The organism is Agromyces sp. ISL-38 (assembly GCF_018613935.1).
Taxonomy (GTDB): domain Bacteria; phylum Actinomycetota; class Actinomycetes; order Actinomycetales; family Microbacteriaceae; genus Agromyces.
In genome coordinates this window covers 87,440-108,881 of the sequence record NZ_JAGGPF010000006.1, presented here as the reverse complement: position 1 = coordinate 108,881, position 21,442 = coordinate 87,440, and the positions used below count along the sequence as shown (strand labels likewise).

Below are 21,442 nucleotides of genomic sequence, written 5' to 3'. Positions count from 1 at the left end.
CGTTGTCGAGTTCGAATGAGGATCCTCAGCGGAATGCGTGTGGTCTCTGGCTGCCGCAGTCCGATGAAGATGTTGCGCACCATACACATTCAAGCTGCTTCGTAGGGACGGGCAGTCAGGTTCGCCCACCAGCGGGTCGGCTACGCTGGCGCACCTCTCATGCGAAGCATCCTGATTGGGGCCGAGCATGTACGTCTTCGAACGTGACGAGCCGTCGACACGGTGGGTCAGCGTCGCCTTCTTGCAGGGCGAGGAAGCCGAAGAGCTTCTCGCACTGATCGATCGGGAGGGCCCGATCTCGGCGATCTATCAACTGCGGCAATACGACCGCGGTGACGCGACCGTCGAGGCCGCGCTCGCGGACGGGTACGTGTACGACGCCGTGCCTGCCGGCAGCACCGATCACACAATCGAGCCGTTCGGGTCGCCATACGCGCTGACCTACAGCGACACCTTCGGATACGTGTCGCTACTGAAGCGGTACGTACCGGAGCCAGACCCAGTGCCAGCACTGGCAGGGCGGCCGTCGGTGGCGCCGTTCGAGCGGTCGCCGCAGGCCGTTGCGGATGCTTGGTTGGCGAACCCGACGCTCGCGCCGTCGGGTTCGGGTGCGGGTCGTGCGGTGGCGATGTGAGCGTCGACGAACGTCTCCACACAGCATCGCTGGTCAACCCTCGCGATGAGCGCCGTCAGGATCGTCTCGCTCGAAAGCACATCGCGTCACGAATCGAGCAGGATGCGCGCAAGGCCACGGCCGCTGACCGGCGCACGCAGCATGACGCGGAGCGAGCGGAGGCCCGCTCCGCGCACTACCTGCCCTCTGGAGGCGAGCCCGGCCCCGCTGCGCTTCGGACGCCCGGGCGTCTCCGCCTGCCGAAGCATCAGGACACGTCAGCCACATTGGCCGGCCACTACCCGTTCCTCGCAGAGGCCGGTCTCGGGTCGGCCGGGGTATTCGTCGGCCAGGACCTGTACTCGGGCGGCTCGTTCGTCTACGACCCTTGGGTGCTCTACCAACGGGGATTGATTACCGCTCCGAATGTTGTCTTGGCCGGCATCGTGGGCTCGGGCAAGTCGTCGCTGGCGAAGTCGCTCTACACGAGATCGTTGCCGTTCGGCCGGCGAGTGTATGTGCCCGGCGATCCCAAGGGTGAGCACACCGCGGTCGCCGAGGCTGTCGGTGGCAAAGCGATCATCCTCGGCCGCGGCCTTCGCAATCGTCTGAACCCACTCGACGAAGGACTCCGCCCTTCTGCGACATCCGATGCGGAATGGACGGCGCAACTGTCGGCGCGACGTCGGGAGTTGATCGGTGCCCTTGCCGAAACCGTGTTGGATCGACCGCTCAGCCCACTCGAGCACACCGCGATCGACCTCGCCCTCAGCGACGCGGTGCGCAGCGCGGAGGTGCCGATCCTGCCGATGGTCGTCGACCGCATTCTCGCACCGAGCACGGAGGATGACCCCGAGCGTCGTCTGGCCGAAGACGGCCGACTCGTCGGGCACGCCCTGCGACGCCTGGTCGCCGGCGATCTCGCGGGCCTATTCGACGGGCCGTCTACGGTTCGCTTCGATCCGTCGCTGCCGATGGTCTCGCTCGACTTGTCGCGTGTGGCCGAGAACTCGACGCTGATTTCGGTGCTCATGACGTGCTCATCGGCGTGGATGGAGTCGGCGCTGTCCGACCCGGCCGGCGGGCAGCGATGGGTGATCTACGACGAGGCGTGGCGGCTCATGGCGTATCCGGCACTCCTTCGTCGAATGGACGCCCAGTGGCGTCTCGCGCGCCATTTCGGGATCGCGAACATGCTCGTGTTCCACAAGCTCTCCGACCTCGACAACGTCGGCGACTCCGGCTCCGCGATGCGCGCCCTGGCATCATCGCTCCTCGCGAATGCGGAGACCCGCATCGTTTACCGGCAGGAGCCCGACCAGCTCGGCTCCACCGCGACCGCTCTCGGGCTGTCGGGAACGGAGCAGAAACTGCTGCCGGCGCTCGGCACCGGGCAGGGGCTCTGGCGGATCAAGGACCGTAGCTTCGTCGTGCAGCACCAACTCCACCCCGACGAGATGGCTGCGTTCGACACGACGGCACGGATGACCGCCGGCCAATGACAGTTTCGCCCAGCAGCGCGGACATCAGAGCGCACCTGACGAACAGATCGAGGAGGCACCGTGACCGCTGACCAAGTGGATGAAGACCGTGCCGCACGGATGACGCTCGCCGCAGTCTCCGAACCGGCAGACATCATCACCGGCACATTCGTCGGCCGGATCGGTCCTGTCGAGACCCTGGAGCTACTCGCGACGCGGACACCGCTGCCGGCTGGCGTCGAGCCCGCCCAGGGCGAGCTCTGGCGGCAGCGCCTCGCCCCGCGGTTGAACCCTGGGCAGCTCGACCGCATCCAAGCCGACATGCAGCAGCACGACCTGCACGCCTTCACGCCCGCCGATGCCGTGTGGCCCGTGGAGCTCCGACAGCTCGGTCCCAGCGCGCCGCTCGCACTTTGGCTGCGTGGCGACTCCGCGCTGCTCGGGGCACCACTGTCGGATCGGGTCGCGATCGTCGGGGCACGAGCGGCAACCGCGTACGGCACCCACATCGCCACCACGCTCTCGTCTGACCTTGTGCGGCGCGGGCGAGTGATTGTCTCTGGCGGTTCGTACGGCATCGACGCAGCCGCGCACCGCGGCGCGAACGGCGCCGCCCCAGGCCGCACGATCGCGGTACTCGCCAGCGGACTCGACCGCCCGCAACCCAGCGCCCACGACGACCTCTTCGCGCACATCGTCGAAGCTGGCGGCCTGCTTGTCGCCGAGCTGCCACCCGGCGCAGCCCCAACGAGGTGGCGATTCCTGCAACGGGCGCGGCTGATCGCGACGTTGAGCGGCGCGACCGTCGTCGTCGAGGCGGGGCGACGCTCCGCGGCGCTGAACGTCGCGAGTCTCGCGAGCGCACTCGGCCGCCCGGTCGCCGCCATTCCAGGCCCGCTCACCTCCCCGACCAGCGCCGGCACCCATCGACTCATCCAGGACGGCACCGCGGCCCTCGTCGCGGACGCCGACGACGTCACTGTGCTCATCGACCCCGCCATCCGGTTCGCCGCTGACCGGCCGCAAACGTACTCTCGCACCCGCCGGGGCATCCGACCAACCGCCTACCTGGTCCGCTGAGCGCCATGGCCGCCGAACGCACGACGGGCGCCCTCGGCGACGAGCTCACCAACCTCGGCATGGGGTTGCTCATCAGCTGCGCCGTCTTCGCGGTACTGCTCCGCGCCGCGGGCAGCACCGCTGCGTGGGCAACAGGCATCGCCCAACCCGCCGGCGGCCCCGAGACCGGCCTGGCAATGCTGCTCGATCCTGCCAACCCGGCGACCGTCCTCGGCGCCCCAGGCCTGAATCCCGTCGCATACTGGGCTACCGCCGCAATGCTGGTGGCCGCAACAGCGACCCTCGTCACCTTCGTATGGCGGATGCTGCGCGCCTCGAGCCGTGCCCAACGAACCGACCCGTACCGGCTCCCCGGGTCCGCGACCAAAGCCGACGTGGGCCGCACCGCGTCACGTACAGCGCTCATGAAGCGTGCCGTGCATCTCCGACCGTCGCTGGCCTCCGCGCGACCGAACGACATCGGCTACCTGCTGGGCAGCTCCCGCAACACCGGCGTATGGGCATCGGTCGAGGACTCGATCCTCGTCATCGGACCACCGCGCTCCGGCAAAGGCGCCCACATCGTCATCAACGCCATCCTCGACGCCCCCGGCCCAGTCGTGACGACCTCCACCCGCCCCGACAACCTGACCGCCACCCTCCGCGCCCGCCAACATGCAGGCCCTGTCGCCGTCTTCGACCCGCAGCAGCTCGCCGCCGGCATCCCGGCTGGACTCCGCTGGTCACCGATCCGCGGCTGCGAAGATCCCCTCATCGCAATGATCCGAGCAACCGGTCTCGCAGCCGGCACCGGGCTCGCAGCCGGGGGCGTCGACGGCGGCGGATTCTGGGAAGCCAAGACACGAGTCGCCCTGCAAGCGCTCCTCCATGCTGCAGCCCTCGACCGACGCACCCCGGCTGAACTCTTCCGGTGGACCCTCGACCCTGCCGCCGCCGCCGACGCCGTCGCCATCCTCACAACCAGCCCCGCAGCGGCGATCGGCTGGGCGGACTCACTCCAAGCCATGCTCGAAGCCGACCCACGCACCCGCGACTCCATCTGGCAAGGCGTCTCCCTCTCCCTCGCCGCCCTCGCCGACCCACGCGTGCTCGACGCTGTCTCCCCGACCGACGACGAACAGTTCCACCCCGAGGTCTTCCTCCGCAATGGCGGCACCCTCTACCTGCTTGCCACCGGCGCCGGCGCGAACAACTGCGCGTCGCTCGTCGCCGCGTTCCTCGAAGACGTCATCGAAACGACCCGCCGCCTCGCTGCCCGCAGCCCCGGCGCCCGCCTCGACCCGCCGCTGTTGCTTGCGCTCGATGAGATCGGCAACCTCGCACCTCTGCCGTCCCTACCGAACCTCATGGCCGAAGGCGGCGGCACCGGCATCACCACCATGCCCGTCCTGCAATCTCTCTCCCAGGCGCGCACGAAATGGTCCGACAACGCGGCAGGCACCATCTGGGATGCCTCGATCGTCAAGATCATCCTCGGCGGAGCATCCAACTCGAAGGATCTCCAGGACCTCTCCACCCTCATCGGCGACCGCGACGACACCACCGACTCGACCACTGTGGGCGATCGCGGCTCCCGCTCTGCGCAACGCTCGGTCCGCCGGATTGCGACGATGCCACCCGACACAATCCGCACCCTGCCCTTCGGCACCGGCCTCATCCTGCTCAGATCCGCACCACCGATCGTCGCCCGCCTCCGCATGTGGACCACCCGTCCCGACGCCAAGATCCTCCGAACCGGACGCGCCGAGATCGAAGCTCTCCTGCGCGAGCCGACGCCCCCGCCCACACCGGCGCCGATCCCCGACGAGGTAGGCGAGCCCACCGAGTAGGTACCGGATGCTGCGCGCACCCGTCTCGGGAGTGCGGGCGCACCTGCAGGTGAGAGCGGATCGTCGATCCGCCTGACACCGAAAGGCAAGTCCCATGACGCTCCGCACGCAACAGTCCGTCTCCGGCTTCATCGCCACGGAACCCCAGCACACCGTCACCGAACGCGGCGACGCCCGCTTCTACGCCCGCATCGGCCAACCCCAGTTCCGCCGCGAAGATGACGGCACCTTCACCGAACTGTCCCCGACGTTCCACGACCTCGTCGCGTACCGCGCCACTGCCGATCGCGCTATGGCCCGATTCGCGAAGGGCGACCAGTTCATCGCCGAGGGCTATATCCACACCTACCAAGTCGAACGCGACGGCAACATCATCGAACGCGAAGAGTTCGTCGCCAAGAAGATTGGCCACGACCTCGCCCGCACCGACTACGACGTCGACCGCACCCGCCGACAGGCTGCTGCGGCTCGTCGCGAAAATGCCGCCGTCGGTCGCGAGCCGGCGCATGAGCAAGAGCCGACCGCAGCCATGCCGACTGCTGTGCCCGAACCCGCGCCCACTCGCTCGAGCGCCGCAACCGTCGGAATCTGAGCCCGGCCGTGACGGACACGGCGCACGAGACCCCAACCGGTCAGCAGCCGCTATTCGGCGGCGCGTTCGACGACGACGCCTTCGACGATCTCGACGCCGCTCTCGGTGCCGAACCTCCGCACCCGATCAACTGGAATCTCCTCACCGCCGACCAAGCCGAGGTCGAGTGGATCGAGCTCAACCGGTGGGTCAACTGGCTCCGCCGAACGTACGGGCTCCCGGCATCCGTGATCCCGCCGCTCTGGCACCGGCACTCCGAACTGGTCTGGGAACTCTCCGCCCTCCACCTGCACTGGCTCAGCGCCTATGACCCCGACCAGCACGGCTCCGCACCATTCGGATGGCACCGCGACTTCGCCGACGCCCGCAACCGCCTCCACGACTGGGTCGCGACCATCGGCACCCGCCTCGACCGCGACCGGCCAACCCGCCAAACTGCTTGGCCAGGCGAACCCGCAGCAAACAGCATCGACGACGCCGTGATCGATGACCGCGATGCGGACTTCGTGCAGTTCGTGCTCGACGATCTCGCTGCGCGCCGAGAAGCCGAAGCACTCATCGCCCCGGATCGGCTCCCATGATGCAACGCACGACTGCGCCCCCGCTCGATGAGGCGCAGTCGTCAAACCCGGAAGCCTACTCCCAGACGTCCCACATCCCCGCGTCGGTGCCCTCCTCCTCGCTTGCCGGCTCCGGCGCCAGTCGCTGCAGCACCGCCGCCGGGCGCGACGTAACGGACCGGTCCGGCTCCGCGTAGTGCTCCTTCGTAACGGCCGTCGAAGTATGCCCCAGGAGATCCGCGGCGGCCTGCAAGCCGAGTTCGTGTGCAATCGCCGTCGCACCGGTCCGCCGGAACGCATGCGGTGAGATGGCTGCGTCACCCAGGCCTGCTAGATCGAGAATTCTCCGGAACTGCCGTCTGACGTTCGCCGGCATGAGTGGCGTGCCGTTCTTCGAGTAGAACAGCAGCTGCTCAGGCTCGGCATCTGCCGGGAGAGACGCCAGCCTGCGCCTGATGACGGCTGCCGCGAACGACGGCACTGGCACCACTCGGTTCGACTCCTTCGTCTTCGGATGCTCCTGTCGGTAGACGGGCACGCCGGTGCGATGGATGATCGTGCCGCAGATCTCGACCCGCGGCGGGTCGGCCGTCACGTCCACATCGCACTTGCGGATCGCGAGCGCCTCGCCGATGCGGGTGGCCGTGCCGAGCATGACCTCGATGAGGTCCCTCACCTGGCCGTCCGGTCGAGGTCCCATCCAGTTCGGATCGGTCCCGAACTCGCTCGCGGCCGTTCGAATCGCCGCCAGCTCTTCGGAGGTGAGCGCCTTAGGTATCCGCTTCGGCTTCTTTAGTTGCGAGGTCTCTTTCACCGGGTTCCGTTCGAGGAGTCCCTGCCGGACCCCGAACGCCAGCACCATGCTCAGCGTCGTCTTGGAGTGCTTGGCCATCGAGTACGAGACCTGACGTTGCTGCTTCAAGTAGCGTTCGATCCTTCCGACCGTGATCTCTCGCACCGCGAAGTCCTCGAAGAACGGCAACACCTGGGTGCGCAATTGCCGGCCGTACGTCTCCTTCGTGCTCTCCGCACGCTCGACGTCCAGCCGCAAGTCGTCGAGCCATGCGTCCGCCAGATCTGCGAATCGAGAGTCGGGGGTAAGCGAGCCCTGCGTGCCGGCATGCCGCATCCGCTCGTTGAGGTCGACCTTCAGGGCAGTGACCGCCGCGTTGCGGCTCTCACCCGTGGCGACGACCTGCCGTGTCTGCCCGTCCCAGTCGCGAAAGCGCGTCTGTGCGCGGACACGCCCGCGAGCGAGCTCGGTGGTTTGGATCGTGCCGTAGGTGCCGATCGGCAGCCGTGGCCGGCCGGCCATCAGCCCTCACCTCCACGCGCCGAGACGACCTCAGGCTCGTGAAGCACATCGAGCCAACGGATCACGTCGGATACCCGGTAGCGGATCTCCCGGCCGACCCGCATGCCGGCCGGACCACGGCCATCGGTGCGCAGATCGTAGATGGCCTGCACGTGCACGCCGAGGTAGTCGGCGAGCTCGCTCGTGGTCAACACGGGCTCGAGGCCGAGCCGGGAGAGGCGTTCGCTGTTCATGACACGAAGGTGTTCGAGGTGAACCCAGTTCACTCGAACACGGTCGATCACCCTGCTCGCAGAGCGCCCGTCATGGCGCGCGCTCACGAATAAGCGTTGAATAAACGTTGACGACATCAAGTCCCTGCCCTCTGGTTGAGGCAAGAAATCCTGATCAGGTCGATTTATCGTAGGGCGGACGGGACTTGAACCCGTGACCGATGGATTATGAGTCCACTGCTCTAACCGGCTGAGCTACCGCCCCGCGCCCGGGTCACTCGGGGAGCGCCACCGGTGCGACATCGGTGACCGGGTCGGTCACCGGCTTCCCACGATACAGGCTCTCGAACGTCGAGATCGTGCGCTGGATGTCGTGGGCGGCGATGAGGCGGAGCGAGCCCTCCTTGAGTGCGCGATACTCCGCAGGCGGCGCCTCGAGCACGATCTGGAGCTTCGCCGCGAGGTCTTCAGGGCTGCCCGGCTCGAAGAGGTACCCGTTCTCGCCGTCGTGCACGAGGTGCGGGAGGGCCATCGCGTTCGCCGCCACGATCGGCAGGGCCGAGGCCATGGCCTCCATCGTCACGATGCTCTGCAGTTCGGCGATCGAGGGCATGGCGAGCACGGATGCCCGGTGGTAGGCGCCTCGCAATGCGTCGTCGGCGACGTAGCCGGTGAACGTCACCTGATCGGCGACCCCGAGCTCCACGGCCATGTGCTCGAGGTTGCGTTTCTGGTCGCCGCCGCCGACGATCTCGAGCTTCGCGTCGAGCTCGGCCGGGAGCAGCGCGAATGCACGCAGCAGCACGTCGATCTGCTTCTCGCCGGTGACGCGTCCGACGAAGAGGATGCGATTCTCGCTGCGCGGCTCCCAGCTCGGCTCGTACTTGTGTGCGTCGATTCCACACGAGATCGCGTGAACGCCCGAGAGCCCGGTGTGTCGCTCGAGGAACTGAGCCGCTCTGCGCGTCGGCGTTGTGACGGCCTCGGCACGCCCGAAGGTCCGGCGGGCGGCCTTCCACGCGAGCCCGACTGCCCACTCCTGCCAGCCTGCAGGCAGCAGCGTGAACTCGAGCATGTTCTCGGGCATGAAGTGATTGGTACCGACGATCCGGATGCCGCGCTTCTCGGCTTCGAGCGAGAGGCCCCGCCCCACGATGATGTGGGACTGGAAGTGCACCACGTCGGGTTTCACGTCGTCGATCACGCGGGCGCTGTTCTGGCGGATGCGCCACGGCAGCGCGAAGCGCAGCCAGTCGTGCGGATACCAGCGCCAGCTGTTCAGGCGGTGCGCCGTGAGCTCCTGCCCTTCGTGCACTTCCTTCCAGGTGCCGTGCTTGCGGCTGGCAGCAGGGGCCATGACGTGCACGTCGTGACCGCGTTCGACCAGGCCGGCGGCCAGGCGCTCGGCGAACTTCGCTGCCCCATTGACGTCGGGAGCGAAGGTGTCGGCGCCGATCAGGATCCTGAGCGGCCGTTCCGTCTCTGCGCCGTCGGTGCCGGCGGAAGGTGTAGCACCGGGATTGTCAGACACGTGGCGTTGTTCCTCACAGTTCGTCGGTTCGGGACGGTCGGCCCCGGTGGGCGTCGCGGCGCAGGGTCGGCGCGCAGACTGAATCCGACCATAGTCTACGCAGTGCGCGCCGCGCGGCGTCGTTGTGGAGTTTCGCGCTCGGGAGTGCGATTCTGCTCAGATTCGCGTTTGCGGGTGGTTCTTCGCGAGCTGGAAGACGCCCACCACGGCGATCACGCCGGCGAGTACGAAGACCCCGTTCGCCCAGAGCGGCGCCTGCGACGCCTCCCCGAGCACGATGATGCCGATCGCGACCGCGACCATCGGGTCGACCACCGTGAGCCCCGCGATGACGAGGTCGGGCGGGCCCGATGCGTAGGCATTCTGCACGAAGTACGCACCGAGGCCGGTCGCGGCCAGCAGGCCCACAACACACAGCCAGGTGAGCCACTCGAACTCCCCCTGCTGGAGTCGGCCGAGCACCACCTTCGCGAGTGTCGCCACGAACCCGTAGAGCACGCCGGCCATGATCACGTAGAAGATAGCCCGGATGTGCCGGCGCATCCATCCGAAGGCCACTCCGGCTGCCGCGAGCACGACGGCGAGGATGATCAGAATCGTGATGAGGTGCTGATCGGTCACCGGCTTGTCGACCGCGGTGAAGGCCGCGACGCCGACGAAGAGCAGCACACCGCCGACGCACATCATGATCGCGATGATGGACTTGTGCTTGAGACTGACATGGTTGATGCGCGAGTTCAGGATCGAGGTGATCACGAGCGCGATCGCGCCGAGCGGCTGCACGACGATGATCGGCGCGAAGTAGAGACTCGACAATTGGAAGACGATGGCAAGCCCGAGCATGACCGAGCCGAGGACCCATGACGGGCGCGCGAGCAGCAGCGCGAGCTGGTTGAAGCTCAACCCCTTGCCGAGCGTGTCGACGGTGCGCGACTCGACCTTCACCACGCCGCGATGCTGGAACTGCGCGCCCAGCGACAGGAAGACCGCTCCCACGAGCGCAAGCGGAATTCCGATGAAGGAGGTGGGGTCGAGGGCGATCTGCTCTGTGAGCTCGCTCATGTCCGGATCCACGCATCGACCCTACCCGCTCGTCCCCCGATATCCTGTCCGAATGGCCGTGCTCCCCATACGAATCACCGGCGACCCGGTCCTCCACTCCCCCGCCCTGCCCGTCGAGTCGATCGACGATGAGCTGCGGGCGCTGGTGCGAGATCTCTTCGAGACGATGGACGCGGCGCCGGGCGTCGGCCTCGCCGCTCCGCAAGTGGGTGTGGCGCTCCGGCTCTTCACCTTCGGCTGGGTCGACGAAGCGGGCACCCGCTGGCGCGGCGTCGCGATCAATCCCGAACTCTGGATCTCCCCACCGCCCGTCGGCGAGCCCGACCCCGATGAGGAGTCCGAGGGCTGCCTCTCCTTCCCAGGCGAGCGATTCGGCTTGCGTCGCGCCGAGCGAGCGATCCTCCGCGCGACCGACCTCGAGGGCGTCCGGTTCGAGATCGAGGCCGAGGGCTGGCTCGCGCGCATCTTTCAGCACGAGTACGACCACCTCGACGGCGTGCTCTACACCGACCGCTTGGGCGAGCGCGACCAGCGCATCGTCGCGAAGATCAATCGCAAGCTCGGTTGGGGGCAGCCGGGCCAGCAGTGGATGCCGGGCGTCGACGACCTCGAGGGCTGAGCCCGCAACATTGCGCAGCGCGCGAATGCCGTGCGGTCACGCAAAGCCGAACAGGGGCGGCACGACGAGCACGACCACGAGCACCCAGGCCGCGAATACCGGGAGGTATCCGGTCTGCCACCGCTCGATTCGCACCGCCGGCGCCTTCCCCATGAGCAGGCGGGCGATGAGCCATGCCGTCACGACGAGGTTCACGAGCAGCACCACATTCAGCCCGAGCGCCGCCACCCGGTTGGCGGTGAACCCGAACTCGCCCACGCGGGCGAGCATCGAGCCGAGCACGAGGACGTCGAGCACGACCGCGGCGATGACCGCCACCAGGCGGAGCACGTCCATCACACCGGGCGGGCGGTTCGTGTCGCGCGCCGAGATGCCGTAGACGACGAGACCGACGACGACGAGCAGGAGCACGTCGAACACGGTCAGCAGGTCGCGGTCGAAATCGAGCCCGATGCCGGCCGCCAGGTAGCCGATCGCCGATACGAGCAGCATGACGGCGAACAGCGGCGTGAAGATGGCGGTGAGCACCGGCGCGAGATTCTCGATGACGCTCTTCTTCTCCTCGACGAGCCAAGCTGCCACCACCACGGCGCCCGCGGCTCCCGATGGAACTACCCAGGTCATGACCTCCGGGATCGCGCCGGGGGCGATCGGGGTGAGCACGAGGCTGGTCAGGCCGAGCAGCACCCCGCCGCCGAGGGCGATCAGCGCATAGTAGATCGCCCACTCGCCGGTGAATCGGATGAAATCCATGCGCCGAGCAGCTGATCGCACGTCTCCCCCGACGTAGGCGACACCCACGACGAACCAGAGCGCGATCGGGAGGTGAATCGCGACGAGCATGTCCGTGCTCGAGCCCGGAGCGAACGGGAAGACGTTCACGGCCACCCCGAGCACCGCTACCGCCCCGGCGAGGCCGACTGCCGGTCTCCACGGCATCCCTCGCACGACCGCGAAATACGCCGCGAGCACGGGCAGTACGAAGAGGCTGAGATCCCGTACGAACCACGCGCTGCTCGGGCCGGGAAAGCCGGCGAGAAGCCGAGCAACCTGGATGAGCACGGCGGTGGCCGTCGCGAAGCCGAGCATCGTCAGCATCGGCCGGCGCTCGCTCTCGTCGGCGTGCGACATCGCGAGCTGCTTCCAGAGCCGATCGCTGTGCTCGCGGGCGAACTCGGCGGTGATGAGATCCACTTCACCGAGCCGCTTGACCGCGATGAGGAAGGCCTCCTCGCCCGAGAGTCCAGCGCTCTCGAGGTCCTCGATCTGCTCCCGCAGATGACCCTCGAGTTCGTCGGCGTCGCCTCCGTCGACCGCGCGACCCCGCAGGACCGCCGCGCGCCATTGGTCGATCTGCTGCTCGACGGAATCCATGCTCATGCTCGTGCCACCGGAAGCGCCAGTCCCCACAGTCCGCCAAGAGTGCGGGTCGCAGTGTCCCACTGCCGCCGCTGCTCCGTCAGTTGAGCGTGCCCGGCCTCGGTGATCTCGTAGTAGCGCCGGCGCCTGCCCTCGGGCGATACGCCCCACTCGGCGTGGATGTAGCCCAGTCGCTCGAGCCGGTGGAGCAGTGGATACAACATGCCGTCGGTCCATTCGAGTTCGCCGCTGGAGAGCTCGCGGACCCGTTTGAGGATCGCGTACCCGTAGCTCGTGCCCTCCACGAGAATCGCGAGCACGAGCGGCGTTGCCATCGCGGCGACCAGATCCTTGTCGATGTTCATGAGACCCCCGATCACCACTCACTATACCTTGTGGTTCTAGGCATTGCTGATCTAGGTGTTGTCTGCCGCCGGACTGGCAACGTAGACGCGGTTAACACAAGAAACCCCGCCCTTCTACGGAAGGACGGGGTTCTGCTGCTCCCCCACTTGGACTCGAACCAAGAACCTATCGGTTAACAGCCGATTGCTCTGCCAATTGAGCTATGGAGGATCGCTTGTTCAGCATCGATACTCTAGCAAAGGGAATGCCCGACTCCCAATTCGAGCCGGCCCCGAGAGGCCGCGGCATCCGTCATGCCAATGGGCCGGAGTCGAGCTCGTCGATCACCGCGTGTCCGGCGTCGAGCGCACCCGCGAGTGCCATGACATACGGATGCCGCGGATCGTGGAAGACCTCGTCGATCGTGCCGATCGCGGCGAGCTCGCCCTTGTCGAGCACGGCGATGCGGTCGGCGGTGCGGCGCAGCACCGGCAGGTCATGGCTGATGATGATCGCCGAGAACGTGTGCTGCTCGCGCAGATCGCGGATGAGCTGGGCGACCGCGTCGCGCACCGTGAGATCGATCCCGGCAGTCGGCTCGTCGGCGATGAGCACCGACGGGCCGAGCACGAGTGCGCGGGCGAGCGCGACGCGTTGGCGCTGGCCGCCGCTCAGCTCGTAGGGGAAGCGATCGAGCATGCCGAGCGGCAGCCGAACGCCGTCGATCATCGTCGCCACTCGTGTCGTGAGCGCGTGGCGGTTGTATCTGCGGTCGCGCTCGAGAATCGGCTCGGCGACGATCTCGGCGACCGTGCGGTCGGCCGGCAGGGTCGACGCGGCATCCTGCGGCAGGTAGCCCACGTGGAAGAGGTACTCCGGGAGCTTGCGCTTGGAGAGGCCGCGCAACTGGTGGCCGAGCACCGTGGCCTCCCCACCCGTGATCACGGGTCGCACATCGCCGGTGCGCGGCTCGAAGGCGACGCCCGAGAGCACCTTTGCGAGGGTGCTCTTGCCGCTGCCCGCACTGCCGAGCATTCCGAGCACCTCCCCCGGTGCGATCGTCAGCGAGAGCCCGTGGAGTGCGACATGAGCCGGGCTCGCCCCATGGGCCGGGTACTCGATCGAGAGATCGCTGAGCACGATCGGATACCGGTGCGCGGCACGGGGCATCAGCTCGCCTCCCGGATTCGCCGCAGTTCCGTGCGGCGCTCGGCCTGGGCGATCGGGTCGGGCACCGGGAGGGAGGCGAGGAGCCGCTGGGTGTACGGATGCTTCGGAGCACCGAGCACCTCGGCGCCGGTGCCCTCCTCGACGAGCGAACCGCGGTAGAGCACGCCGATGCGATCGGCCAGCAGGTCGACCACCGCGAGGTCGTGACTGATGAAGAGCGACGCGAAGCCGAACTCGCGCTGGAGTTCGGCGAACAGCTCGAGCACGCGCGCCTGCACCGAGACGTCGAGCGCCGACGTGGGCTCATCGGCGATGAGCAATTCGGGTTCGAGCGCGAGCGCGCGGGCGAGGCTCGCGCGCTGCCGCTGGCCGCCGCTCAGCTCGTGAGGGTAGCGGTCGCCATATGCGCGTGGCAGCTGCACCGCCTCGAGCAGCTCGTTCACCCGCACCCTGGCGGCATTGGCGTCCTTCGCCCTGCCGTGGATGATGAGCGGCTCGGCGACGCACTCGGCGATCGTCAGGAGCGGATTGAAGCTCGAAGCCGGATCTTGGAACACGAACCCGAGCCGACTGCGAAGGGGACGGAAGTTCCGCTCGCGGATGCCGTTCATCTCGGCGCCGAGCACGCGCAGTGATCCACCGGTTACCTTCGTGAGACCGGCGATCGCACGACCGATGGTCGTCTTCCCCGAGCCGGACTCGCCGACGAGACCGAGCACCTCCCCCGGACGGATGACGAAGTCGACGCCGTTGACGGCACGGAACCCCGGCCGGCCGAATCGGCCAGGATACGAGATCTCGAGTCCGCGCGCCTCGACGACGGGTGTCAGCTCGGCCCAGCCCGCGGCCCGTGCGGCCACCCGCTCGACCGCGCTGGCGGCGCCGTGACCCACATACGGCACCGCGGCGAGGAGAGCCTTCGTGTAGTCGGCCTGCGGAGCCGAGAACAGCGTCTCGACGTCGGCCTGCTCCACGACGTTGCCCTCGTACATCACCGCGACCCGATCGGCGAGATCGGCGACGACGCCCATGTTGTGCGTGATCAGCACGATCGCCGTGCCGAACTCATCGCGGCACTTGCGAAGCAGATCGAGGATCTCCGCCTGCACCGTCACGTCGAGCGCTGTCGTGGGCTCGTCGGCCACGATCAGGCCGGGGTCGAGCACGAGCGCCATGGCGATGACCACGCGCTGCTTCTGCCCGCCCGAGAACTGGTGCGGATAGTGATCGACGCGTTCCTCGGGATCGGGGATGCCGACCCGTCGCAGGATGTCGATCGCCTTCGCGCGCGCCTCCTTCTTGGAGATGTCGCTGTGGGCGCGAATGCCCTCCATGATCTGCCAGCCCACGGTGTACACCGGGTTCAACGCGGTCGACGGCTCTTGGAACACCATGGCCACGTCGGTGCCGCGCACCTCACGGAGCTGGTGTGTGGAGAGGCTGATGATGTCGCTCTCCCGAGTGCCCTCGCGGTTGGAGAGCACTACGGCGCCCCGGGTCGTTGCCGTCTCGGGCAAGAGTCCGAGGATCGTCTTCGCCGTCACCGTCTTGCCGCTGCCGGACTCGCCGACGATGGCGAGCACCTCGCCGCGGCCGACCGACAGCGAGACGTTGTCGACCGCCTTGACCGCCCCGGCATCCGTCGCGAACGAGACGCCGAGGTTCCTGATGTCGACCACCGTGCTCATCGCCTGACCTCGATCCCGTGCTCGTCGAACGATTGACCGTCTTCGAGGCCATCGAGGCCTCCGGGACCGGCCGTCAGCGTGCCGCCGGGCACGACCGACGTCGCGGCGACCTCGCCGGCCGCCTGCGCGACGCGGCGACGGCCCCTGAGCCGCGGATCGGCCAGGTCGTTGAGGCTCTCGCCGACCAGGGTGATGCCGAGGACGGTGAAGACGATGGCGGCGCCCGGGAAGAAGGCCGTCCACCAGATGCCGCTCGTGACATCCGACTGCGCCTTGAAGAGGTCGTACCCCCACTCGGCTGCCGCCGTCGGCTCGATGCCGAAGCCGAGGAAGCCCAGCGCGGCGAGGGTCAGGATCGCCTCGGACGAGTTGAGCGTGATGATGAGCGGAAGGGTGCGCGTGGCATTGCGGAAGACGTGCTTGAACACGATCCGGGCGTTCGAGGCGCCGAGGACCTTCGCCGACTCGACGAACGCCTCGGCCTTGATGCGCACCGTCTCGGCACGGATGACCCGGAAGTACTGCGGAATGAAGACCACCGTGATGGACCCGGCCGCCGCGAGGACGCCGCCCCACAGGTTGGACTGCCCGGCCGAGATGACGATCGAGAGCACGATGGCGAGCAGCAGCGACGGGAAGGCGTAGATCGCGTCGCACACGACGACGAGTACGCGGTCGAGCCAGCCGCCGAAGTACCCGGAGTAGAGGCCGAGCGCGACGCCGATGAAGATCGAGAGGAGCACTGCGATGACGATCACGAGGATCGCGGTCTGGGTGCCCCAGATCACGCGAGAGAACACATCGTAGCCGCCGACCGTGGTGCCGAACACGTGTTCGGGCGATGGCGGCTGCTGTGTGCCGAAGGCCCCTGACTCGTCTTTGCGCTGCGCGAATCCGTATGGGGCGATGAGGGGCGCGACGATCGAGCACAGGATGAACACCGCGACCATGACGAGTCCGGCGACGAGCATGCCTCGCTGGAGGCCCATGCTCTGCCGGAGCTGGTGCACGATCGGAAGCCGATCGCGCAGTGGGCGACGGCGCACGGGGGTGACGGATGCCGCGGTCATGTCAGTACCTCACCCTCGGGTCGATGAACGCCGCGATGATGTCGACGACGAAGTTCGTGAGGGCGACGATCACCGCGAGCAGCACCACGATGCCCTGGACGGCGACGAAGTCACGGGATTCGAGGAACTCGGCGAGGATGAAGCCGAGGCCCTTCCACTCGAAGGTGGTCTCGGTGAGCACCGCGCCCGAGAGGAGCAGTGCGATCTGCAGGCCGATGACCGTGACGATCGGGATGAGCGCCGGCCGATAGGCGTGCTTGCGCAGCAGCCGAGACTCGGCGACACCGCGTGAGCGCGCCGCATCGACGTAATCGGTCGCGAGCGTGCCGATCACGTTCGTGCGAACGAGCCGGAGGAAGATGCCGCCCGTGAGGAGGCCGAGAGCGATCGCCGGCAGCACGGCGTGCGCGAGCACGTCGCCGAGGACCGCCGGGTCGCCGGTCATCAGCGCGTCGATCGTGTAGAAGCTGGTCTTGTTCGGCACGAGCTGCATCTGCAGTTCGGCGTTCACGCTCGCGCGCCCGGCGACGGGGAGCCACTTGAGCCACACGGCGAAGATGAGCTTCAGCAGGAGGCCCGCGAAGAAGATCGGCACGGCGTACCAGAGGATCGCGAGCACGCGGAACACTGCGTCCTGCGGCTTGTCGCGGTGGTAGGCCGCGAGGCGGCCGAGCGGAATGCCGACCGCGAAGGCGACGATGAGCGAGTAGAGAACGAGCTCGAACGTGGCCGGGCCGTAGGTGGTGAGCACGTCGATGACCGGACGGTTCGTGGTAAGCGTCGAACCGAAGTTGAAGGTCGCCACCTGGCCGAGGTATTCGAAGTACTGGATGAAGAGGGGCCGGTCGTAGCCGGCGGCCTCACGGAGCGCGGCAAGGGCCTCGGGTCCGAGGCGCCCGCCCTGTGCGGCGGTGATCGGGTCGCCCGTCGTTCGCATCAGGAAGAAGACGAGGGTGACGAGGATGAAGATGGTCGGGAAGATCAGCAGGAATCGGACGAGCAGATAGCGTCCGAACCCACCGCCTTGCGATTTCGGCTTCGGTCGGCCCGCGGCGGGCGCTCCCTCGGCGACGGGCGCGGTGGCAAGTGTGCTCATGGAATCCTCGGGGTACAGGGGAACGGGGGCGACCCGCGGTAGCAGATCGCCCCCGTCGTCGAGCTTCAACGACTCTAGTCGGAACTAGCCCTTCGACAGAGCGGCGTACCGGAACTTGAACGAGCCGTCGAGGGTGTCTTCGGCACCTTCGATGTCGGTTCCGACCACGGCGACCTGGGCTCCCTGCATGTACGGGATCGTGGAGAGGTCAGCCGCGACCTTGTCCTGGATCTCGCCGATGAGCGCCTCACGCTGCGCCGGGTCCTGCGTGACCGCCTGCTCGAGGATGAGGTCGTTCACCTCGGGGTTGTCGTAATGGTTCACGAGGAAGTTCTCCTTGAGGAAGAACGGCGTGAGGTAGTTGTCGGCATCCGAATAGTCGGGGAACCAGCCCATCTGGAATACGGAGTACAGGTCGGCGACGCGATCCTCGGAGTACTGGACCCACTCGGTGGACTGCAGGTTCACCGTGAACAGGCCGCTCTCCTCGAGGCTCTCCTTGATGACGGCGTACTCATCGCTCGACGACGGTCCGTAGCGCTCGGCCACGTACTGGATGTTGAGCGCGACCGGCGTCGTGATGCCGGCTGCAGAGAGCCGTTCGGCCGCCTTGTCGGCATCGGGCGCGCCGTTGCCGTCGCCGTACAGCCCTTTCAACGCCTCGTTCGCGCCGGCGAGACCTTCGGGCACGTAGGAGTACAGGGGCGTGAAGGTGCCCTTGTAGACATCTTCCGAGATGGCGTCGCGGTCGATGAGGTCGGCGATCGCCTGGCGGACGGCGAGCGCCTTGGCCGGGTCGGCTTCAGCTGTCGTGGCACCGAACGGCATGGTGTTGAAGTTGAACACCAAATAGCGAATCTCGCCACCGGGGCCGTCGACGACCTTGACGTTGTCGTTGCCGCGGAGATCTTCGATGTCGGTCGCACTGAGGGTGCGGTTCGCGACGTCGATGTTGCCCTCCTGCACGTCGAGCTTGAGGTTCGACGCATCGGTGTAGTACTTGACGTTCACCGTCTCGGTCTTCGCCGGGGCGAGGAGACCCTTGTAGTCGGGGTTCGCCTTGTACGAGATGAGGTTGTTGAAGTCGTAGCTCGTGATGACGTACGGCCCTGCGAACGCGTTCGCCTCGACGATCTCGTCGTCGGGAGTGAGCGCGTCGGCCGCGAACACCTCGTCATCGACGATCGCGCCGGGGAAGCTCGTGAGGATCTGCGGGAAGACCTGGTCGTTCTCCGCCTTCAAGTTGAAGACGACGGTCGTGTCGTCCGGTGCATCGACGCTGTCGAGGTTGTAGAGCAGCGCCGACGGGCCGTTCGGGTCCGCGATGGCGAGCTGGCGGTCGAAGGTGAACTTCACGTCGGCGGAAGTGAGATCGTTGCCGTTCGCCCATTTGAGGCCTTCGGGGAGGGTGACTGTGTACTGGCTCGGGGAAGTGAACTCGGCCGACTCGGCGAGGTCGGGGACCACTTCAGTGCTCTGGTAGTCGGTGTTCAACAGGTACGGGAAGACCTGCGTGTGCACCGCGAGCGAACCGTTGTCGTATGAACCGGCCGGGTCGAGCGCCGTGACCTGCTCGGTGGTGCCGATCGTCAGCGTGCCGCCGCCGGTTTCGCCACCGCCACCGCCGGGCGTGCAACCGGCGAGAGCAAGAGCTGCCACCGAGACACCGGCCGCCGCGATGAGGCCGCGACGCCGGTTTGTGGATGCGGATGTCATATCCGTCTACCTCTTCCTGTCAGGAATGAAGCGCGCCGCAGCGAACCGCGGCGCGTTTTCGTATACCTCAGACCTAGCACACGAGGGCCGGATGTTGCATCGAGGGCCATCGAAACGGAGGAATATTTACCGATCTGCAATCTTCCACGCACGCGATCCGCGTGGAGTGCCCGGATGACGGCCGGAACTCACTCGGCTCGAAGGGCGCGTCGCTCGGTCTCGAGTTCGACGAGCGCGCGCTGCAGCGCGGCGAATGCCGCGGCGTCGGTCGAGTCGGTGCGCTGGAGCCGCCCGAGCAGTTCGGACTTCTGCCTCAGGAGTTCGCGATCGACGAGCGCGCTCACGACGCCTCGCACGTAGGACTCGAGCTCGGCCTCGGCGCGTTGCGGCACCGGCGCGACCGCGAGCTGCTGAACGACGCCGGCGAACGGGGCCGGCACCTCGGCGACGACCCGATCGATGCGGATGGCCGGATCGGGCGAAGCGAGCACCGACGCGATGCCATCGCGCACGACCGCGAGCGATGCGTTGCCGAATCGGCTGTCCGCCGCGTGTCGCAGCAGGTCGTCGCCGACGGCGTCGGGAAACTGCAGCATCGCCTGCAGCGCGTCGCGCTCGAGGCGCGTCGAGGGGTCGCCCGGCAGCTCGGTGATCGAGAACGGGCGCTCCGCGGCATCCGTCGCCCCCGACTGGCCGGAGGTGGCACCGGATGCCGCCGACTGGCCCTCGCGCTCACCGCCCGGCTTGGCCCGCCCCGTGGCACCGCGTACCGCGCGAGTCACTTCGGCGAGTTCGAGCCCGAGCATGCGAGCGAGCTCTCGCGTGTATCCGGGGCGGAGCGACGGGTCGCGGATGTCGGCGACGATCGGCGCGGCCGCCCGCAATGCCGCGACGCGCCCCTCGACCGTCTCGAGGTCGTAGCGGGTGAGCGTGTGACGGATGACGAACTCGAACATCGGCTGACGCGAGTCGACGAGCGAACGCACCGCGGCATCGCCTCGGGCAAGGCGGAGGTCGCACGGGTCGAGCCCGTCGGGCGCCACGGCGACGAAGGTCTGCGCCGCGAAGCGCTGCTCCTCGGCGAACGCCCGCATCGCCGCCTGCTGCCCTGCCGCATCGCCGTCGAAGGTGAACACGACCTCTCCGAGTCCGGAGTCGTCGCCGAGAACGCGGCGGAGCACCTTGATGTGATCGATGCCGAAGGAGGTGCCGGACGTCGCGATCGCAGTAGTGACACCGGCGAGATGGCACGCCATCACGTCGGTATAGCCCTCGACGACGACGACGCGATGGGTCTTGGCGATGTCGCGCTTGGCGAGGTCGAGGCCATAGAGGACCTGCGCCTTGTGGTAAATCGCGGTCTCGGGTGTGTTCAGGTATTTGGGGCCTTGATCGTCGTCGAGCAGGCGACGCGCGCCGAACCCGACGGTCTGCCCGGTGACGTCGCGAATCGGCCACACGAGCCGGCCGCGGAAGCGGTCGTAGACGCCGCGGTCCCCCTGCGAGACGAGACCGGCCGCTGCCAGCTCCTCGGTCGTGAACCCCCGCCTCTTCAGGTGGTTGGTGAGCGCGTCCCAGCTCTTCGGCGCGAAGCCGACGCTGAATCGCCTCGCCGCCTCGGCGTCGAACCCGCGTTCACCGAGGAACCGCCGACCCACGTCCGCCTCGGGCGAACCGAGCTGCTCGATGAAGTACTCGGCAGCGGCCTGGTTCGCGGCGAGCAGTCGCGCTCGGTTGCCGTGGTCGGATGCCTGCCCGCCGTCTTCGTAGTGCAGCTCGAAGCCGATGCTGCCGGCCAGCCGCTCGACCGCCTCGGTGAAGGAGACGTGGTCCATGCGCTGGAGGAAGGTGTAGACGTCGCCGGACTCGCCACAGCCGAAGCAGTGGTAGTAGCCGAGCCCGGGCCGCACGTGGAAGCTCGGACTGCGCTCGTCGTGGAAGGGGCAGAGACCCTTCAGCGAGCCGACGCCGGCCGACTTCAGGCTCACGTGTTCGCCGATGATGTCGGCGATGTTGACGCGGGCCTTCACCTCATCGACATCGCTCTGTCGAATGCGGCCCGCCATGGACTTCATCCTAGTTCGCCGGGCGGGCCGGGAAGGCT

At 67.6% G+C, this 21,442-nt stretch carries 19 protein-coding genes and 2 tRNA genes; 7 read left to right on the top strand and 14 right to left on the bottom strand.

All coding sequences use genetic code 11. The features are described from left to right. The first annotated feature begins 187 nt into the window (after positions 1-187). The 6 genes from J7E25_RS05450 to J7E25_RS05425 all read left to right on the top strand — a co-directional run bounded on the left by J7E25_RS05450 (position 188) and on the right by J7E25_RS05425 (position 6,176). Positions 188-634 carry a hypothetical protein gene (locus tag J7E25_RS05450; protein ID WP_214868696.1) on the top strand — a complete coding sequence of 149 codons (447 nt, stop codon included), beginning with the start codon at positions 188-190 and terminating at the stop codon, positions 632-634. After that, positions 631-2,115, top strand: coding sequence for an ATP-binding protein (locus tag J7E25_RS05445; RefSeq protein WP_214868694.1), 1,485 nt, complete (start codon positions 631-633; stop codon positions 2,113-2,115). Before J7E25_RS05450 ends, J7E25_RS05445 begins: the two co-directional genes overlap by 4 nt. Positions 2,116-2,175: 60 nt before the next feature. Further along, positions 2,176-3,174: a DNA-processing protein DprA gene (gene dprA / locus J7E25_RS05440; protein ID WP_214868692.1), complete on the top strand. Its 999-nt coding sequence runs from the start codon at positions 2,176-2,178 to the stop codon at positions 3,172-3,174. A 5-nt stretch (positions 3,175-3,179) separates the two neighbouring features. Then, the gene (locus tag J7E25_RS05435) at positions 3,180-5,003 is read left to right on the top strand and encodes a type IV secretory system conjugative DNA transfer family protein (RefSeq protein WP_214868690.1); all 1,824 of its coding nucleotides are present in this window, start codon (positions 3,180-3,182) and stop codon (positions 5,001-5,003) included. 94 nt (positions 5,004-5,097) lie between these two features. Next, complete coding sequence (locus tag J7E25_RS05430; protein WP_214868688.1) at positions 5,098-5,595, top strand: single-stranded DNA-binding protein; 498 nt, start codon at positions 5,098-5,100, stop codon at positions 5,593-5,595. Between the two features lie 8 nt (positions 5,596-5,603). Next, positions 5,604-6,176, top strand: coding sequence for a hypothetical protein (locus tag J7E25_RS05425; RefSeq protein WP_214868686.1), 573 nt, complete (start codon positions 5,604-5,606; stop codon positions 6,174-6,176). A 55-nt stretch (positions 6,177-6,231) separates the two neighbouring features. On the opposite strand, the gene J7E25_RS05420 is transcribed toward J7E25_RS05425, so the two are convergent. The 5 genes from J7E25_RS05420 to J7E25_RS05400 all read right to left on the bottom strand — a co-directional run bounded on the left by J7E25_RS05420 (position 6,232) and on the right by J7E25_RS05400 (position 10,275). Next, the gene (locus tag J7E25_RS05420; protein WP_214868684.1) at positions 6,232-7,470 is read right to left on the bottom strand and encodes a tyrosine-type recombinase/integrase; all 1,239 of its coding nucleotides are present in this window, start codon (positions 7,468-7,470) and stop codon (positions 6,232-6,234) included. Further along, positions 7,470-7,703 (bottom strand): helix-turn-helix domain-containing protein, encoded by a 234-nt coding sequence (locus tag J7E25_RS05415; protein ID WP_214868682.1) that lies wholly within the window; start codon positions 7,701-7,703, stop codon positions 7,470-7,472. Before J7E25_RS05415 ends, J7E25_RS05420 begins: the two co-directional genes overlap by 1 nt. A gap of 170 nt (positions 7,704-7,873) precedes the next feature. After that, positions 7,874-7,947: transfer RNA gene (locus J7E25_RS05410), tRNA-Ile, on the bottom strand. A 9-nt stretch (positions 7,948-7,956) separates the two neighbouring features. Then, the gene (locus J7E25_RS05405) at positions 7,957-9,213 is read right to left on the bottom strand and encodes a glycosyltransferase (RefSeq protein WP_215009432.1); all 1,257 of its coding nucleotides are present in this window, start codon (positions 9,211-9,213) and stop codon (positions 7,957-7,959) included. 156 nt (positions 9,214-9,369) lie between these two features. Continuing rightward, a complete protein-coding gene (locus J7E25_RS05400; RefSeq protein ID WP_214868680.1) occupies positions 9,370-10,275 on the bottom strand; it encodes a DMT family transporter in 906 nt (301 codons plus the stop codon). A 52-nt stretch (positions 10,276-10,327) separates the two neighbouring features. Here J7E25_RS05400 and def point away from each other — a divergent pair, with 52 nt between their 5' ends. Beyond that, positions 10,328-10,894: a peptide deformylase gene (gene def / locus J7E25_RS05395; RefSeq protein WP_214868678.1), complete on the top strand. Its 567-nt coding sequence runs from the start codon at positions 10,328-10,330 to the stop codon at positions 10,892-10,894. Between the two features lie 36 nt (positions 10,895-10,930). Here the strand turns inward: def and J7E25_RS05390 are convergent, their stop codons facing one another. The 9 genes from J7E25_RS05390 to dnaG all read right to left on the bottom strand — a co-directional run bounded on the left by J7E25_RS05390 (position 10,931) and on the right by dnaG (position 21,404). Beyond that, positions 10,931-12,274, bottom strand: a complete 1,344-nt coding sequence (locus tag J7E25_RS05390; protein WP_214868676.1) for a permease prefix domain 1-containing protein — start codon at positions 12,272-12,274, stop codon at positions 10,931-10,933. Continuing rightward, positions 12,271-12,618 (bottom strand): PadR family transcriptional regulator, encoded by a 348-nt coding sequence (locus tag J7E25_RS05385; RefSeq protein WP_214868674.1) that lies wholly within the window; start codon positions 12,616-12,618, stop codon positions 12,271-12,273. The genes J7E25_RS05390 and J7E25_RS05385 overlap by 4 nt, the downstream gene beginning before the upstream one ends. 138 nt (positions 12,619-12,756) lie before the next feature. Next, positions 12,757-12,829, bottom strand: a tRNA-Asn gene (locus J7E25_RS05380). An 81-nt stretch (positions 12,830-12,910) separates the two neighbouring features. Beyond that, positions 12,911-13,768, bottom strand: coding sequence for an ATP-binding cassette domain-containing protein (locus J7E25_RS05375; RefSeq protein WP_214868672.1), 858 nt, complete (start codon positions 13,766-13,768; stop codon positions 12,911-12,913). Continuing rightward, complete coding sequence (locus tag J7E25_RS05370) at positions 13,768-15,456, bottom strand: ABC transporter ATP-binding protein (protein WP_214868671.1); 1,689 nt, start codon at positions 15,454-15,456, stop codon at positions 13,768-13,770. The genes J7E25_RS05375 and J7E25_RS05370 overlap by 1 nt, the downstream gene beginning before the upstream one ends. Next, the gene (locus J7E25_RS05365) at positions 15,453-16,526 is read right to left on the bottom strand and encodes an ABC transporter permease (RefSeq protein WP_214868670.1); all 1,074 of its coding nucleotides are present in this window, start codon (positions 16,524-16,526) and stop codon (positions 15,453-15,455) included. The genes J7E25_RS05370 and J7E25_RS05365 overlap by 4 nt, the downstream gene beginning before the upstream one ends. 1 nt (position 16,527) lies before the next feature. After that, positions 16,528-17,622: an ABC transporter permease gene (locus J7E25_RS05360; RefSeq protein WP_214868669.1), complete on the bottom strand. Its 1,095-nt coding sequence runs from the start codon at positions 17,620-17,622 to the stop codon at positions 16,528-16,530. Between the two features lie 84 nt (positions 17,623-17,706). Further along, positions 17,707-19,338, bottom strand: a complete 1,632-nt coding sequence (locus J7E25_RS05355) for an ABC transporter substrate-binding protein (RefSeq protein WP_214868668.1) — start codon at positions 19,336-19,338, stop codon at positions 17,707-17,709. A gap of 188 nt (positions 19,339-19,526) precedes the next feature. After that, on the bottom strand, positions 19,527-21,404 hold the full coding sequence (gene dnaG / locus J7E25_RS05350; protein ID WP_214868667.1) for a DNA primase: 1,878 nt from the start codon (positions 21,402-21,404) through the stop codon (positions 19,527-19,529). Positions 21,405-21,442: the final 38 nt, after the last annotated feature.